Annotated in this window: 13 protein-coding genes; 3 read left to right on the top strand and 10 right to left on the bottom strand. The window is 62.3% G+C overall.

Annotated features, from left to right (window positions below):
* Positions 1–35: 35 nt before the first annotated feature.
* The 8 genes from AC0ZT5_RS14895 to AC0ZT5_RS14860 form a co-directional block, all read right to left on the bottom strand.
* Positions 36–1715, bottom strand: coding sequence for a formate--tetrahydrofolate ligase (locus AC0ZT5_RS14895; RefSeq protein ID WP_095090813.1), 1680 nt, complete (start codon positions 1713–1715; stop codon positions 36–38).
* A 315-nt stretch (positions 1716–2030) separates the two neighbouring features.
* Positions 2031–3155 (bottom strand): DUF2333 family protein, encoded by a 1125-nt coding sequence (locus AC0ZT5_RS14890; RefSeq protein ID WP_488497039.1) that lies wholly within the window; start codon positions 3153–3155, stop codon positions 2031–2033.
* A gap of 105 nt (positions 3156–3260) precedes the next feature.
* On the bottom strand, positions 3261–4562 hold the full coding sequence (locus AC0ZT5_RS14885; protein ID WP_488497038.1) for a DUF6638 family protein: 1302 nt from the start codon (positions 4560–4562) through the stop codon (positions 3261–3263).
* 9 nt (positions 4563–4571) lie between these two features.
* A complete protein-coding gene (locus AC0ZT5_RS14880; protein ID WP_488497037.1) occupies positions 4572–6482 on the bottom strand; it encodes an AAA family ATPase in 1911 nt (636 codons plus the stop codon).
* 24 nt (positions 6483–6506) lie between these two features.
* Positions 6507–7652, bottom strand: coding sequence for a hypothetical protein (locus AC0ZT5_RS14875; RefSeq protein WP_477289545.1), 1146 nt, complete (start codon positions 7650–7652; stop codon positions 6507–6509).
* A 31-nt stretch (positions 7653–7683) separates the two neighbouring features.
* A complete protein-coding gene (locus AC0ZT5_RS14870; protein WP_095091695.1) occupies positions 7684–8772 on the bottom strand; it encodes a hypothetical protein in 1089 nt (362 codons plus the stop codon).
* Between the two features lie 309 nt (positions 8773–9081).
* Positions 9082–9471 (bottom strand): c-type cytochrome, encoded by a 390-nt coding sequence (locus AC0ZT5_RS14865; protein ID WP_488497036.1) that lies wholly within the window; start codon positions 9469–9471, stop codon positions 9082–9084.
* 185 nt (positions 9472–9656) lie between these two features.
* The gene (locus tag AC0ZT5_RS14860) at positions 9657–10268 is read right to left on the bottom strand and encodes a thymidine kinase (RefSeq protein WP_488497035.1); all 612 of its coding nucleotides are present in this window, start codon (positions 10266–10268) and stop codon (positions 9657–9659) included.
* 258 nt (positions 10269–10526) lie between these two features.
* Here AC0ZT5_RS14860 and AC0ZT5_RS14855 point away from each other — a divergent pair, with 258 nt between their 5' ends.
* From AC0ZT5_RS14855 to choV, 3 genes are all read left to right on the top strand, one after another.
* Positions 10527–11462 carry a choline ABC transporter substrate-binding protein gene (locus AC0ZT5_RS14855; RefSeq protein WP_095090821.1) on the top strand — a complete coding sequence of 312 codons (936 nt, stop codon included), beginning with the start codon at positions 10527–10529 and terminating at the stop codon, positions 11460–11462.
* Positions 11463–11600: 138 nt separating this feature from the next.
* Positions 11601–12455, top strand: coding sequence for a choline ABC transporter permease subunit (gene choW / locus AC0ZT5_RS14850; protein ID WP_095090822.1), 855 nt, complete (start codon positions 11601–11603; stop codon positions 12453–12455).
* On the top strand, positions 12452–13633 hold the full coding sequence (choV, locus tag AC0ZT5_RS14845; RefSeq protein ID WP_488497034.1) for a choline ABC transporter ATP-binding protein: 1182 nt from the start codon (positions 12452–12454) through the stop codon (positions 13631–13633). The genes choW and choV overlap by 4 nt, the downstream gene beginning before the upstream one ends.
* A 60-nt stretch (positions 13634–13693) precedes the next feature.
* Here the strand turns inward: choV and AC0ZT5_RS14840 are convergent, their stop codons facing one another.
* Positions 13694–15100, bottom strand: coding sequence for an ATP-binding protein (locus tag AC0ZT5_RS14840; protein ID WP_477396813.1), 1407 nt, complete (start codon positions 15098–15100; stop codon positions 13694–13696).
* Positions 15097–15813 (bottom strand): response regulator, encoded by a 717-nt coding sequence (locus AC0ZT5_RS14835; RefSeq protein ID WP_095090825.1) that lies wholly within the window; start codon positions 15811–15813, stop codon positions 15097–15099. The genes AC0ZT5_RS14840 and AC0ZT5_RS14835 overlap by 4 nt, the downstream gene beginning before the upstream one ends.
* Positions 15814–16001 lie beyond the last annotated feature (188 nt).

The following is a 16001-nucleotide window of genomic DNA, read 5'->3' as shown; positions in this document are numbered from 1 at the left end:
TCGCCCTTTCAAATCTCGCAACGATCTCGAAATTCTCAGAACAGGCCTTCGATCTGGCCGGCTTCGTTGAGGAAGATCTTCTCCGAGGATGGCGCCTTGGGCAGGCCGGGCATGGTCATGACCTCGCCGCAGATGATGACGACGAAGCCCGCACCCGCCGACAGCCTGACCTCGCGCACCGGCACGGTGTGGCCGGTCGGCGCGCCGCGCAGGTTTGGATCGGTCGAGAAGGAATACTGCGTCTTGGCCATGCAGACCGGCAGGTGGCCGTAGCCGGCTTGCTCCCAGGCGTGCAGCTGGTCGCGCACCGACTTGTCGGCGATCGCTTCCGAGCCGCGATAGATGCGCTGGACGATGGTGTTGATCTTCTCGAACAGCGGCATCGCATCGGGGTAGAGCGGCGCGAACTGCGAGGCACCAGATTCGGCCAGCGCCACCACCTTGTTGGCGAGCTCCTCTATGCCGGCCGAACCCTTGGCCCAGTGCTTGCACAGGATCGCCTCTTCGCCCATCGAGGCGACATAGTCCTTCATCGCCTGGATTTCGGCGTCGGTGTCGGAATAGAAGTGGTTGATGGCAACCACCGCCGGCACGCCGAACTGGCGGATGTTCTCGATGTGGCGGCCAAGGTTGGCGCAGCCCTTCTTCACCGCCTCGATGTTTTCCTTGCCGAGGTCTTCCTTCTTGACGCCGCCATTCATCTTCATGGCGCGCACTGTGGCGACGATGACGGCCGCGGCCGGCTTCAGGCCGGCCTTGCGGCACTTGATGTCGAAGAACTTTTCCGCGCCGAGATCGGCGCCGAAGCCGGCTTCGGTGACGACATAGTCGGCAAGCTTGAGCGCCGTCGTGGTGGCGACGACCGAGTTGCAGCCATGCGCGATGTTGGCGAACGGGCCGCCATGCACGAAGGCCGGGTTGTTCTCCAGCGTCTGCACCAGGTTCGGCTGCATGGCGTCCTTCAAGAGCACGGCCATGGCGCCGTCGGCCTTGAGGTCGCGGGCGTAGACCGGCGACTTGTCGCGGCGATAGGCGACGATGATGTCGCCGAGGCGCTTCTCGAGGTCCTTGAGGTCGGTCGACAGGCACAGGATGGCCATGACCTCCGAGGCGACGGTGATGTCGAAGCCGCCCTCGCGCGGAAAGCCGTTGGCGACCCCGCCGAGCGAACAGATCATCTCGCGCAGCGCGCGGTCGTTCATGTCCATGACGCGGCGCCAGACGACGCGGCGTGTGTCGATGCCGAGCTCGTTGCCCCAGTAGATGTGGTTGTCGATCAGCGCCGACAGAAGGTTGTGCGCCGTGGTGATGGCGTGGAAGTCGCCGGTGAAGTGGAGGTTCATGTCCTCCATCGGCACGACCTGCGCATAGCCGCCGCCGGCGGCACCGCCCTTGACGCCGAAATTCGGGCCGAGCGAAGCCTCGCGGATGCAGACGATCGCCTTCTTGCCAATGCGATTGAGGCCGTCGCCGAGGCCGACGGTGGTCGTCGTCTTGCCTTCGCCGGCGGGCGTCGGGTTGATGGCGGTGACGAGGATCAGCCTGCCGTCCTTGTTGCCCTTCACCGACTTGATGAACTCGGCGGAAATCTTGGCCTTGTCGTGGCCATAGGGCAAAAGGTGCTCGGTTGGAATGCCGATCTTGGCGCCGATCTCCTGGATCTGCTTCTTCTTGGCGCCGCGCGCGATCTCGATGTCGGACTTCACTTCGGCCATGACGGCTTTCCTCTGGATTGGTCGGTGGAGGGGACGGGGTTTGATCTCACTCGCATGCGGGCCGGAACCGGGGCGCGGGCATGTTTTAACCCTGTCGCTGCCGCGGCGTCAACTTGCATGCAACTATGTTTCCTATGAAGAAAATTCATCTGCGGACCGGCCGACCTGTCATCGGTTCTTCCCGGCTCCGTTGCCGCGCCGTATAGAAGCCAGAGGACGCGTCGTTCCGCCGTCTCAAAACAGCCGCACAATGCACCGAATGCGACAGAAGCGACGGCGCAAATTCGCCATCGCTTCGGCTGCGGCCGGCAAGCCTTACTGCGTCAGCACGTTGCTGATTTCGACCATGTTGGAGCGCACCCTGAGCACGTAGAAGCCCATCGTCGTCAGATGCGTCGGCAACAGCCAGCCGTCCTCGCGGCCATTGGCGATGATGAAGGGCTGGATGCGCAGCGCCGAGACGAACTGCGCGTCCATCGTGTCCCACAGGCTCTGCAGGTGCTTTTCCTTGATGACGTCGTCGAAGTCGGCCTGGGCACCCTTCATCAGGCCGTAGTAGGCATAGAGTTGGCCATAGGCGAACCAGTAGCGGTCGTCGGCGCGGAAATCGAACCAGCCATCGTTGTGGTTCTCGGCGCGCTCCTTGAGGATCGCCGACGTCGAGCCTATGTCGGATGAGATACGGTCGATATATTGCTTCAGATTGTCGGCGCGGGCATCGAAGGTCGCCTGGCAGGTGGCGAGCCGGGCGTTGAAGGAGCGCAGCTTGCGCACCGCGTCGCGGTAATAGCTCGGCGTCGGCGTCTTCGGGCCGAACGGGCTCACGCCGAAATACCAGGTGTATTCGTCGAACTGCAGATTGCCGCGCGCGTCCTGGAGATCGGCATCGATCTGCGACGTGGTGCGGACACGGCCGAGATTGTCGGCGAGTTCCGTCGCCGTGCGCCGCACCGCCTGGTTGATGCCGCGCTGGAACGAGGCCTTGTTATCCATCCACGGCGTGTGGTCCCAGTCGATGCCGAACAGGCCGAGCTTGTAGAGGATCATCGACGAGATCCAGGCATTCTGGTTGACGTTGAAGTCGGTCAGGTCTGCAGCGATCTGGGCAATACCGGAGTTGCCGCAGGTCTTAGCGGTATCGGTGCCGGAGCCGGCGGCAACCTGTTCGCCCGCGGACACGTTGCGCTTCTCGAAAGTGTAGGTGTCGGGGTAATTCGGGTTGAAATTGTTCCACCACTGGGTGGCGTAGAAGAAGTTGGCATAGAGGCCGATCAGCACCAGCAAGGCGACGCCGACCACCGCCTTGAGGATCCAGCCGCGCTGCGTGTACCAGCGCCCGGCCCACATGAACGGCCACAGGATGACGCCGATCAGGAGGCCGATACCACGGCCGATCCACTGGAAAATCCGGGTGAAGAAGTTCACGATCGGATCGAGCATGGCGATGTCACCCCCTCAAAGCATGATGCCAAAAAGTTGCAGACTTTTTGGATAACATCATGCGCCAAAACAACAAGTTAGAACAAAATGACGGTTCATTTCGTTCTAGTCAGTCAGGCCGTAGAGGCGTGTGCGAAACGCCACCTTGTCCTTCAAATATGTGGTTTTGAGAACGTCCACAACATGCGATCGCCAGGCGTCGCTGAAGCCGTCATAGTCCCTGTAGAAGCCCTGCTTGTTGAAGATGTAGCGCGAGACGAAGTCCGACGGGACGAAGTCCGAGATCAGCCGGTTGGTCAGCCAGGCGTCGGGATGGTCTGATTTGGCGCGGATCACCAGGAAGCGCTGCTGCGGGAACACATCCTCGATCTTGAGGTAGCCGAGCTGGGCGATCTCGCGCTTGGCGGCGTTGAGGAAGGGAAAATTGCCGTCCCTGGTGATCAGGTCGGCATGGCTCTGGATCCAGGTCTGCAGCCAGACCTTGTCGACATCCGTCAGGTTGCGGTCCGGCTCGGCGTCGCGGATCAGCGCGCGCACCACCATCTCGGCGCGATGCTCGAGATATCCCGAGGCCTCGATCCAGGAGGCACGCGGCAGCTCAATGCGGCCGGTGGTGGCGAGGAACTTGAACACCTTGTCGGCGTCGTTGATCGAGAGATAGCTGACCTGCCACGGCCGCGAGCGGCGGAAACCGGGTGCGGCCGGATCACCGATCACCGTCGTCATGTCCGGATCGACGAACACGTAGAGACCGCCGAAATGGCTGGTCCAGTAGGCATTGTGGCGGAAGATCACCTGGTCGGGCACCAGCGCGTTCTCGCGGATGTCGCCGCAGATCTTGGCCAGTTCCACCATGCGGGTCAGCATGGCGTTGTCGCGCCAGGCGTCGGGCTCCTGCTTCAGCCGGTCGACGAGCTTGCCGAGTTCAGCGGCCTTGCCCAGCACATCCTCGGCCGACAGCACCTTGAACTCGACCTGGCTGATGGACAGCAGGTCCTCGATGTCGTTGACCTTGGGGACGGAATCCTCGATCTCGCCGTAGATGACGTCCTTGATGGTCAGCGCGTCTATGGCGCGCTGGTTCTTGGACATGAACTCGAACATCAGCTGCGAGGTGTTGGAGAAGGCGGTGTGCACCACCGGCAGGTCGATCTGCGACGGCGTCAGGATGATGAAGCGGCGATTGACCTCGTTGGGATCGAGATAGTCATAGTCGCCGCATTCCTCGGCCACTTCGGGCGAGAACCCGGTGCGGTCGATCTGGAAGCTCTTCAACTTCGTCGGCTTCAGACCGAACGCGGCCAGCGCCTTGTTGTAGCGCTGGATCAGATGCGGCTCGTCGACCGTCAGCAGCCGGCCATAGATCAGCTCATTGTCGCGCAGCAGGTCAGGTTTCTTGGCGGTCATTGCGTACCTTCACGCATTCCACAGACCCTTTTTCTTCATTTCCTCCATCTCGCGTGCGGCTCGTTCGCGCAGGCGTGCGTCGCGCAGCAGCTTTTCGACGGCGGCGTTGTCGGACTTGTCTGAATAGCGGAACTCGCTGTCGGCGTAGCGGTTGATCTCCTGCATGACCATGTCCATCGAGAACGGCCCGCGCAGTTCCTCAATCATGGCCTTCTTCTCGTCATAGCCCTTGTGCATGAAGGCTTCGGGCTTCTCGAACCAGTCGTCGGGAAGCTCGATATCCATGGCGCGCATCTTGATGGCGTCGGTGACGTTCTTGATGGCGCGGCCGGTGAAGCGCGGCTCGGCATCCTTGATCAGGTGCAGATAGGTGCCAATGTCGGACATCGATTTCGGCGCGCCGTTCTCCTTCATGTAGCGCTCGTAGACCTTCATCAGCCCGTCTTCCTGCGGCTTCTCATGCTCCTCGTAGGCCTCGGTCACAGCGCGCTGGATCTCCTGCGCGGCGTAGAGATCGTGGTCGCCGAGCGGGATCTTGTGGTTCTTGCCGGCAAGCAGCACGAAGATGTCGATGTAGTCGTCGCGAGTCTGCGGACCGTCGACCAGCCAGCGGGCGCCGGCGCGCTGGCGCAGCGCATCGTCGACATTTTCGGGGTAATTGGAGAACATGCCGAACGAGCAGTTGCCGCGTACCACCGTGCCGGCACCGGCGAAGGCATCCATCAGCACGCCGGTGATCTCCTGCTGGCCGGCGGAGGCGCGGTCGTCGGAGCGGCGCGCCGCCACCTGGTCGATGTCGTCGATGGTGCCGAAGCCGATGACACGCGGATTGAGCACATTGTTGATGAACTGGCGGCAGTTCTGGCCTGATTTGCCCTGGTAGGACGAGATCTGGTCGACGCCGAAGTTCTCATAGGCGAAGGGATATCCGGCGACCTGGCAGTAGCCGTTGACGAGACCCGCGATCATCTGGATCAACGTCGTCTTGCCGGTGCCGGGCGCGCCGTCGCCGATGAAGGTGAACAGGAAGCCGCCGAGCTCGACGAAGGGGTTGAGCTCACGCTCGAAGTCGTAGGCCATCAGCATCTTGGCGAGCTTGACCGACTGGTATTTGGCGATGTGGTTGCCGACCACCTCTTCCGGCGTCTTGAAAGTCATCACCAGCGGCTTCGAGCGCTTGCCCGGCGCGACGTCGAAACCGTCGAGGGTGAAGTCATCGGCATCGATGCGGATATGGGCGTTCTCGAATGGGCCAATGCCGTCGAAGCGACCCTTGCGCGCCAGCAGCCCGTCGATGGCGACGCGGGCGAAGGCGCGTGCCCTGGTCATCATATCGGCATCGTCGGACGAGCCCGATATCGCCTTGTCGAGGCCGGCCAGGATCGACTTGACCGCATCCTGCGGCGTGTCGAACAGGAAGTCCGGCTCGGGGATGTCGTTGGGCGCTTCGCCGTCGCTGTCGATCAACTGGAACAGATAGGAAGCGAGGCTGAAGGCCGAGATGTAGGCCGAGGCCGACAGAAGCTTCTTGAAGGTGGATGCCTCGTCCCCTTCGAGCGGGGCGCGGGTGTTCCTGGACTGCAGGCTTTCGAGGTCCGAGCCTTCGGCAAAGACGTCCGATATGGCGAGCGCGATGGCCGTGCCGCGTCGGGCGCGGAACAACAGCGTGTGCTGCGGGATGGTCAGCAACTGGTCGTCGGGGTGGACGGCGCCGACGGTCTTCGACAGCTCGACCTCGCGCGTGCGCCGCACCGAGCCGACCGAAACGGTCGAGACGAAGCGGCGGTTGGTGCCGGCCAGCGCCGTGCCGGACTCGCGCGAGGGATCCTCCAGCACGACGATGCGGGTGATGAAGCTCTGCGCGGTGGCGCGTTGCTTTTCGATCGAAGCTTCCGGAATGGTGGTCAGGCCGGTATCCATGAAGAGTGCTCCGTGGTGTGACGGTCAGACGTCTGAGATGACCTGTCCGTTGGACAGGATGTGGACCTTGTAGCCGGCAAAGATCTTCTGCGCCTCGCCGGCGGCGTAGAGTGCCTGGTAGGCCTCGTGCGGGATCAGCGCATGGTTCTCGTAGCTGGACACACCCTGGCGCGCGGCTTCGAGGTCATCGGTGTTGATGAAGAATTCCTGCGTCGTCTTCTCGCTCGAAAACAGCCCCTTGCGGCCGGGTTTCTCGCTCTTGGAATAGACCTCCTGGATGGTCCAGGTCAGAAGCCAGGCATTTTCCGGCTTGCGCACCTTGGCCAGAACCTCGGTCACCGTCGAATTGTTGTCGGTGATCCCCGCGGAATAGAACGGGCCGAGCACGACGCGGCGCAACTGCTTGGGATGCAGCGGCTCGAAATCGTTGTCGAGGTTGACGGCGATGGTCGCCGGCGACAGCGTGTAGGCTGAATTCTTCTCGGTGAAATCGTCGAAACGGTGGGCCAGCTCGGGATTGAGCAAGCCATCGACCGGCAGCGGAATGTCGACCTTGTCATTGAGCTTGCCGTTGCTGTCGACGAGCTGACGCACCATCGCGTCGGAAGAATCCTCCACCGTCACCATGTAGACCAGCGGCAGGTTGGCGCTGCCGTCGAACGTCGCCCAGTGGACGAGGTAATAGGGTCGCGCCGTCTTCGGATTGACCGAGACCTTGGCCGTCTGCGCCAGCGTGAACGGGCCGAACGTGTTCTCGCTTTTCACGTCCTCGAGATAGAGCCGCTCGGCCATCGACTTCTGCAGCGCCTCGGGGAATTCCTTGTGGCGTAGGATGAAGTCGGCCATTTCCTCGCGCAACTCTCCGGCCAGCGGAATGTTGGCAAGCCGCGCGTCGGCCTGGCGACGGTCGTTTTCGAGTTCGAGCAGGTTCTGGAAAACCGGGAAGCCGCTTTCGGCGCGCGAAATGCGGAACGTGTCCATGAAGCCTAGCCGGTTGCGCCAGCAGGCAAAGGACTTGTCGAGCCGGGCGATGTATTCGGCGACGATCTTGGCGACGATGCCATGCCGGTAGAGCGGCGAGCGATCGTCGCGCATGAACACTTCAAGGCCGCTCAGTGCGGCCGTGATGGCCGAGAAATACCGTGCGGCCGCTTCGTTTTCGGGGGTCATGCCTGTGCGCTCGCGGGCAGTCCAGTCACCCCTAGGACTGCACGTAGTTTGACGCGTTGTGCTTCTTCAGCACCTCGTCGAAGCGGCGGGCAAAGGCATCGTCGGCTAACTTCTTGCGGCGCTGGATGTCGGAGCTGGCGACCATGTTCTTCTCGTGCATTTCAAGCAGGTCGCCGATGTGTTTCTGCGAGGCGGCACCGATGCCGGCCATGGTTTCCTCGGCGGTGTTGTCGACCTGGCTGCCAAGCGTGTTGATCTTGTGGGCGACGTCCTGCTGGGCGGCGGTCTTCAGCGAATCCTCCAGCGCCTTGTAGAGCACGATGCGCTGTTCGGTATCGATGGTCAGCTTGTTGATCAGCGTCGACTGCGCGGCGATCTGGTTGTTGAGCGAATCGACGAAGGTCTGGAACATCGAGGTGTAGCGTTCCAGCGTCTGGCTCTCGGCCAGCAACTCCTGCTCCTTGGCCTGCTTTTCATTGTATTCCGTCGCCAGCTTGGAGCGTTCGCCTTCGAGCTGCGTGCGGTCCTTCTGGCTGGTGGAAGCGGCGATCTTGTTTTCGATGTCGAGCAGCATCGGATTGAGTTCCTCGATGCGCTTCTGCACGGCTTCGAGGTTGGACATGGTGGTCTTGCGACGCTCGATGACCTGCGACAGGCTGGCCTCGGAGGTCTTGTAGCGCTGGTCGAGGACTTCTTTCTGCGCCTTCAGGATGCCGACAATGGTGTCGGACTTGGCCAACAGTTCCTGCAGGTTGCCAGCCAGCGACATGTTGCGGACGCGATCGGTGCGCATGCGCTGCTTGCTCTGGCTGGAGAACATGCCGACGAAGTTTTCCCAGCCGGTGTAGTTCTTCATGCTTTCGAACTCGGCGCCGAAGACGTTGGTGGCGTCCTCCAGCCCGATGATCAGGTCGGCGATGTTGCCTTCCATCACCTTCTGCTGCTTCAGTACGTCCTCGATGCGGGCGTTCTCGATGTCGAAATTGGCGTCGCCGATCTTCTTGTCGGCGGTGGCCAGCGTATCAAGCACGGTGCCGGACTGCTCGATCTTGGTGCGCATGTCCTGCACGACCTGCTTGGTTTTGGCAATTTCGGCATCGAAATTCTGCAATGTCGCCATTGGGGCCTCCCGCTTCGGCATCACGTCGCTGGTCGCGAACAGCGGCGAATATATGTGGGGCATCCGGGGATTGAAAGACGCAAGACAAGACCCGCCCCGAAAACAAAAGAATTCGCCACGGTCTTGAAAGTCAATCAAGGTGTGGTCATGGCGTGATTAGCTTACCGGCCAAGCGTAGTTCAACTGTCATTGAACTTCTGTGCCGGCAAAGCAGTCAATCTCCGCTGGCGCGGACGCCCTGGAATTCCAGTTGCAGGCGTAACATATCCGGCCAAGCCTGCGTCGTCATGCGACGCAGCCGGCTGTTGCTCAGGGCTTGGGATCGGCCTTCAGATAGGCAATGACATTGGCGATGTCGTCGTCATTGGTCAGGCCGGCAAAGGCCATCTTGTTGCCGGGCACCTTGAGCCGAGGCGCCTTGAGATATTCGGCGAGGTTGGCTTCATCCCACACCAGGCCGGCAGCACCGGCGCTCTTCATCGCCTCGGAGTAGTGACCAAGGAAGCTCTCGGCGCTACCAGCGGTGCGGCCGACAACGCCCAGCAGATGCGGGCCGACCTTGTCGCGGTCGGTGGCTGCTTCATGGCAGGCCATGCACCGGTTGAAGACATGCTTGCCCAGCGCCGGGTCACCGCCGGCCTGTGCGGCAAGTGCGGTGGCGAGGAGAAGAAGGCTGGCAGATAACGCGGCTCGAAACATGGCTGACCCCGGAGAGCTCTGGCTGGCGGTCTTATAGGACCGAGGCCTTAACAAACGCTGCATCGTTGCGGGATTGGGAGGCCTGCCCGGATCTCGCCGCACCGGGCCGAGGCCTTCGTTGTTACGCATGTCGTTGTCCCAACCGCTGCGCACTTTTTGGCGACATGCATTGGGCCGTTACCCTATCAGGCCTGGGTGAAGCCGATGAAATCGTCGGGTGCGGCGCGGCCCATCTCTTCCTCCCAGTGGCGGCGGCAGAGCGAGACATAGACGTCCTTGCCGATCGCGACCTGCTCCCCCTGACGTGCCACCTTGCCGTCGGCACCGAGGCGCACCACCATCGTGGCCTTGCGGCCGCAGCGGCAGATGGTGCGCACCTCGCGCAAATCGTCGGCAATCGCCAGCAGCGCGCGCGAACCGGAAAACAGATTGCCCTGGAAATCGGTGCGCAGGCCGTAGCACATGACCGGGATGTTCAGCCGGTCGGCGATGCGGGCGAGCTGCCAGACCTGCTCCTCCTCGAGGAACTGCGCCTCGTCGACGAAGACGCAATGCACGGTCGTATGCTCATGATGATCGGCGACGCGGGCGAACAAATCGTCGCCGTCGCGGAACATCTCGGCTTCCGTCTCCAGGCCGATGCGCGACGAGATCAGGCCGCTGTCGCCCTTCTGGTAGTGGCCGGCGACGAACAGCATCGTGCGCATGCCGCGCTCGCGATAATTGTACGACGCCTGCAACAGCATCGTCGTCTTGCCGGCGTTCATCGTCGCATAGTGGAAGTAGAGCTTGGCCATGCCGCCCTTTTAAGCCGACTTATCCCGGCGCGGGGAGGGGGCGCAGCCGCATTCCCCCAAAAAACCAACCCGCCCCCAAAAAACGACAGCCGCGCAGTGCAAAAGCAGGAAGCGTGTCGCTGATTGACAAGCCTGCGCCGTTGATCGTGATTGCCTTAATGCTTGAAACCACACCAGAATGGTGTTTGGCTGATAGAACAAGGCGGGCAGAGAAACCGTAACTTCGCTTCGCCAAAGAATCGCAATGGGAGAATATCTATGTCGCGCATGAATTCCTTCGTCGCCGGCCTCGGCCTGGCGGCTCTGTTGTCCACGAGCGCTGCCTTCGCCGGTGATCCGGCAAGCTGCAAGGCGGTGCGTCTTTCCGATGTCGGCTGGACCGACATCCAGGCGACGACCGGTGTCGCTTCCGTTCTGCTGACCGCGCTCGGCTACGAGCCGCAGACGATCCAGCTGTCGGTGCCGGTGACCATGGCGTCGCTGAAGAACAAGGATCTTGATGTCTTCCTCGGCAACTGGATGCCGTCGATGACCAACGACATCAAGGATTACACCGCCGACGGTTCGGTTGAGACAATCAGCACGAACCTGACTGGCGCCGGCTACGGCATCGTCGTGCCGACCTATGTCGCGGATGCCGGCGTCAAGTCGCTGACCGATATCGGCAAGTTCAAGGACAAGTTCAACGGCAAGATCTACGGCATCGAGGCCGGCAATGACGGCAACCGCATCATCCTCGACATGATCAAGAACCCGAAGGACAATCTTGAAGGCTTCGAGCTGGTCGAATCCTCGGAAGCCGGCATGCTGACGCAGGCCGAGCAGTCGATGAAGAACAATGAGTGGATCGCCTTCCTCGGCTGGACGCCGCATCCGGTGATGGGCGCCATGAAGATCACCTATCTCGACGGCATGGGCGACAGCGGCTTCGGTGCTGCCACCGTGTTTACCAATGTGCGCAAGGGCTACACCACGGAGTGCCCGAATGCAGGCAAGTTCATCGCCAATCTGAAGTTCAATCTGGATATGGAAGGCCAGATGATGGACGCGATCCTCAAGGGCGGCGATGCCAACACGGTGGCGAGCGACTGGCTGAAGAAGAATCCCGGAGCGGTTGCGCCCTGGATCGCCGGCGTCACCACCTTTGATGGCGGCGACGCGGCGGCGGCGATCAAGACCGCGCTCGGAAGCTGAGCCGACTGTGATTTCGGCATGACCGAAATAAAGGGCAGCCATTCTGGAAAAGGCTGCCCTTTTTCATATCCTGTGACAAGATGACGTTGCGACATCAGAGGCCGAGGGCAGGGCGGTCTCCTGCATGAGAGGGGCGATATGGATCCGATTTCGAAATTCATGGTCGATCACAAGATTCCGATCGGTGCCTGGGGAAAGGCGTTCTTCGGCTTCCTCACCGACAATTTCGACACTGTCTTCAGGGCCTTTTCGAATGGCCTCAATTTCCTGCTCGACGGGTTGGTCGACATCTTGCTGCTGGTGCCGCCGGTGCTGCTGGCGCTTGTCATCGCCGCCATCGCCTGGCTGCTGCAGCGCTCAAGGCCGCTCGCAATTGGCGTCTTCCTCGGCCTGATCTTCATCATCAACCAGAACCTGTGGAAGCAGACGGTGCAGACGCTGGTGCTCGTGGTGGCTGCTGCTGCGATGGCCATGGCCATCGGGGTGCCGCTCGGCATCTGGGCCGCGCACAAGCCGAAGGTCTACCGCATCATGCTGCCGGTGCTCGACCTGATGCAGACGCTGCCGACCTTCGTCTACCTGATCCCGGTGCTGACGCTGTTCGGTCTCGGCAACGCGCCCGGCCTCATCGTCACCATCATCTTCGTCATCCCGACCGCGGTCAGGCTCACCCATCTCGGCGTCGTCTCGGTACCGAAGTCGATCGTAGAGGCAGGCGAAGCGTTCGGCGCCACCAAGAGCCAGCTGTTGTGGAAGGTGGAGCTGCCCTCGGCGCTGCCAACCATCATGGCCGGTCTGACGCAGTCGATCATGCTGTCGCTGTCGATGGTGGTGTTCGCGGCGCTGATTGGCGCCGGCGGCCTCGGCACTGAAATCAACAGGGCGCTCGGCTCGCGCCGCATCGACCTCGGGCTTGAAGCGGGCCTGGCCATCGTTGTGCTCGCCATCGTGCTTGACCGGATGACCCGCATTGCCGTTGGAGGCAAGAAATGACCGTCGCCGTCGATTTCAGAAACGTCGATATCGTCTTCGGCGCCGACCAGGCCGGATCTCTGGCAATGATTGACGCTGGAGCCACCCGCGCCGAGATCCTCGAAAAGACCGGCAATGTGCTGGGTTGCGCAGGCGCCAGTCTGACCGTGAACGAGGGCGAGATTTCCGTGCTGATGGGCCTGTCCGGTTCGGGCAAGTCGACATTGTTGAGGGCCGTGAACCGGCTGAACGTGGTGTCGCGCGGTCAGGTGCTTGTCAAGGACGGCGACAAGACCGTCGACGTCGTCACCTGCGATGAGGTGACGTTGAGAAGGCTGCGGCAGAAGCAGGTAGCTATGGTGTTCCAGCAGTTCGGCCTGCTGCCCTGGCGCACGGTCGAGGAGAATGTCGGCCTCGGCCTCGAACTCGCCAGTGTTCCGGAAGCCGAGCGCAAGGAGCGCGTCAAAAAGCAGTTGGAGCTCGTTCATCTCGACCAGTGGTCGAAGAAATACGCGCATGAGCTTTCGGGCGGCATGCAGCAGCGCGTCGGCCTGGCCCGTGCCTTCGCCACCGAGGCGCCGATCCTGCTGATGGACGAACCGTTCTCGGCGCTCGACCCGCTGATTCGCACCAAGCTGCAGGACGAATTGCTGCAGCTGCAGGCCGAGTTGAAGAAGACCATCATCTTCGTCAGCCACGACCTTGAGGAGGCGCTGAAGATCGGCAGCCACATCACCATCATGGAAGGCGGCCGCATCGTGCAGACCGGTGCGCCGGAAGACATCGTGCTGCGGCCGGCCAACGACTATGTCCGCGACTTCATCGCCAATGTGAACCCGCTCTCGGTGCTGACCGCCTGGAACGTCATGCGCGACCGCCGCGACCTGGAGCACGGCGACAATGGCTGGGTATGGCTCGACCGGCGCAAGACGACGCGATTCAAGATCGACGAGCACGGGCTGGTGGCGGCGGCCGAACGCGACGGCAAGCCGGCGGTCTGGATGTCATGCGCCGATGTCGAGGGCCAGCCGGAGGAAGCGGCGCAAGTGTTCTGGGCCAATCCCGGCACATCGCTGAAAACCGTGATGCTGGCCATGCACCGTTCGCAGACCGCACCCGTGGCGCTGTTCGACGACCAGTCGCGCTTCGTCGGCGCCATCGGCATCCGCGACGTGCTGAGCGCGGTGCTGCGGCGGTAGCGCCAGGCTTCGGCTGCGGCCTTCGCTGCAGCGAAGGCTGCCTGGTGGTTCCAGATCGCCCTACGCCGCCAGCGGCAGGCGCAGTTGCGTCAGCAGGCCACCGCCCGGGTTGTTGGACAGGCTGATCTCGCCGCCGGCGGCTCGCGCGATGTTGCGGGCAATGGTCAGGCCGAGACCGAGACCACCGGTCTGGCGGTTGCGGGATTGTTCAAGGCGCACGAACGAGCCGAACACGGCGTCGATCTGCGCCTGCGGTATGCCCGGCCCTTCGTCGCGGATGGTGAGCAGGATCATGTTCTCCGAGCGGCGCAAGCTGATATGCGCCTTTTTGCCGTAGGTGATCGCGTTCTGCATCAGATTGGTGACGCAACGCCTAAGCGCGACCGGCCGCGCCATGCAGATCAGGCCACGCGAGCGGGTGTCGTCATCGAACGAGACGTCGTCATAGCTGTCGGCGATCGACTCCACGAGCGACCAGAAGTCAATGCGTTCGCTCTTTTCCTCAGTCACTTCGAAGGTGGCGAAGTCGATCACCGAACTGGCGATGCTCTCGACATCGGCGAGGTCGTGCGCCAACGCCTCGCGAACCGCCGATTTGCGCAACAGCTCCAGGCGCAGGCGCATGCGTGTCATCGGCGTGCGCAGATCGTGTGCCAACGCCGCCGCCAGATGTTCGCGGTCCTCGACATATTCGCGCAACCTGGCCTGCATGGCGTTGATCGCCTTGGCGGCGGCACGCACCTCGCGGCTGCCGCTTTCGGCGATCGGCGGGCTCTTGAGATCCTTGCCGATCCGGTTCACGGCGGTTTCCATCATCCGGTAGGGCGCCGTCAGCCGGCGCAGCGACCAGATCGACATGATCACCACCAGGCCTGCGATCAGCGAATAGAGTGGCAGGCTGTCGAAGCTCAGGATCGGGCCGACGGGCGTAATCGGCTCGGTGAAGTTCAGCCACTGGCCGTCGGCAAAACGCAGCGACGCCGTCAGCTTGTCGCTCTGGGCGAAGTCGGCAGCCAGCACCAGCAGGTCGCGCTCGACCTGGCCGATATCCGGTCCCGGCGCCATGCCGGTGGCATCGTCGGCCTCGCGAGTCGCCGGGTCGCGCCGCACCCGCGCATCGGTGATGCCAAATTTCGACAGCCGGCCGACGAGGATGTCTTCCAACTCCGCCAGTTCGTCGTCGCCGGCAATCGACGAGGTGACCGCGGGCGTGTCGGTGACGGTAAGCGCGTAGGTGGAATTGAACAGGCCGGTCGCCGTCGCCTTGCGTTGCTCCGGACTGGCGTCATGCATGAGCTGCACCAGCGAGAAGGCACGGTCGTTGAGACGGTAGAGGTCGACAACGTCGTTGGCGGCGGCTCGGTCGCGCGACACGATGTAGAGGGTCGCGACCTGGCTGATCAGCAGGCCGGCGATGACGATCAGCAGCACCCAGACAGGCAGGGTCTGCGGCAGGAAACGTCTCATTCGGAGGTCGTCTCGGGCAGGAACTGGTAGCCGCCGCTGCGCACGGTCAGGATCAGCTTGGGCGTCTTCGGGTCGTCTTCCATCTTGCGCCGCAGCCGGCTGACCAGGATGTCGATGCTGCGGTCGAAGGAATAGTCGCTGTCGCCGCCGGACAGTTCGATGAGCTGGTCGCGCGTCAGCACGCGCTGCGCGCTCTTGACGAAGGTCTGCAGAAGGTTGAATTCCGCCATGGTCAGTTCGACCCTGACATCGTCGGGGGCAATCAGCCGGCGCCGCGAACAGTCCATCGTCCAGCCGGCGAAGCGGTAGATCTGCTTGGTGGTGGCGCGCTTTGGCTCGGCGGCGCCGTTGCGCCGCAGCACGGCGCGGATGCGCGCCAGAAGCTCGCGCGGGTCGAATGGTTTGGGCACATAGTCGTCGGCGCCCATCTCCAGGCCGACCACGCGGTCGGTGGTCTCGGTGACGGCGGTCAGCATGATGATCGGTGTCGAGTACTGGGCGCGGAGGTCGCGGCACAGTTCCAGCCCGCTCTTGCCGGGCAGCATCACGTCGAGGACGATGAGGTCCACTTGCGCGCGGCGCAGGATGGCCTCCATCTCGGTGCCGTCGGCGGCAACCGAGGTGTGCAGGCCCCGCTTCTGGAAGAATTCCTGCAGCAGGTCGCGGATGCCCTTGTCGTCGTCGACGATCAGTATGTGTGCGTCGGATTTCACAGCAGCCCTGTCATTGTTTGATTGCCAAGCCGTTCTGTCGCAACCCACACGATAGAATTCAGGCCATAAGTTGGCCAGTGGTGATGATGCGTCCACATCGGCTTCTCAGACACAATCCAGAAACAAAATTCTACAGTTCAGAAAAACTCCTGAAAAAATACAAAGGCATAACTCGTCTCGTGGCGGTC

It is taken from the genome of Mesorhizobium sp. CNPSo 4670, from assembly GCF_057784235.1.
This window is presented reverse-complemented; position numbering and strand designations above follow the sequence as displayed.

What these genes read in the sequence shown, in the direction of transcription:
- AC0ZT5_RS14890 (WP_488497039.1), bottom strand. Translation starts at nt 3,155, where the DNA reads ATGCTCGATCCGATCGTGAACTTCTTCACCCGGATTTTCCAGTGGATC.
- AC0ZT5_RS14865 (WP_488497036.1), bottom strand. Translation starts at nt 9,471, where the DNA reads ATGTTTCGAGCCGCGTTATCTGCCAGCCTTCTTCTCCTCGCCACCGCA.
- AC0ZT5_RS14885 (WP_488497038.1), bottom strand. Translation starts at nt 4,562, where the DNA reads ATGACCGCCAAGAAACCTGACCTGCTGCGCGACAATGAGCTGATCTAT.
- AC0ZT5_RS14870 (WP_095091695.1), bottom strand. Translation starts at nt 8,772, where the DNA reads ATGGCGACATTGCAGAATTTCGATGCCGAAATTGCCAAAACCAAGCAG.
- choW (WP_095090822.1), top strand. Translation starts at nt 11,601, where the DNA reads ATGGATCCGATTTCGAAATTCATGGTCGATCACAAGATTCCGATCGGT.
- choV (WP_488497034.1), top strand. Translation starts at nt 12,452, where the DNA reads ATGACCGTCGCCGTCGATTTCAGAAACGTCGATATCGTCTTCGGCGCC.
- AC0ZT5_RS14860 (WP_488497035.1), bottom strand. Translation starts at nt 10,268, where the DNA reads ATGGCCAAGCTCTACTTCCACTATGCGACGATGAACGCCGGCAAGACG.
- AC0ZT5_RS14855 (WP_095090821.1), top strand. Translation starts at nt 10,527, where the DNA reads ATGTCGCGCATGAATTCCTTCGTCGCCGGCCTCGGCCTGGCGGCTCTG.
- AC0ZT5_RS14840 (WP_477396813.1), bottom strand. Translation starts at nt 15,100, where the DNA reads ATGAGACGTTTCCTGCCGCAGACCCTGCCTGTCTGGGTGCTGCTGATC.
- AC0ZT5_RS14875 (WP_477289545.1), bottom strand. Translation starts at nt 7,652, where the DNA reads ATGACCCCCGAAAACGAAGCGGCCGCACGGTATTTCTCGGCCATCACG.
- AC0ZT5_RS14895 (WP_095090813.1), bottom strand. Translation starts at nt 1,715, where the DNA reads ATGGCCGAAGTGAAGTCCGACATCGAGATCGCGCGCGGCGCCAAGAAG.
- AC0ZT5_RS14880 (WP_488497037.1), bottom strand. Translation starts at nt 6,482, where the DNA reads ATGGATACCGGCCTGACCACCATTCCGGAAGCTTCGATCGAAAAGCAA.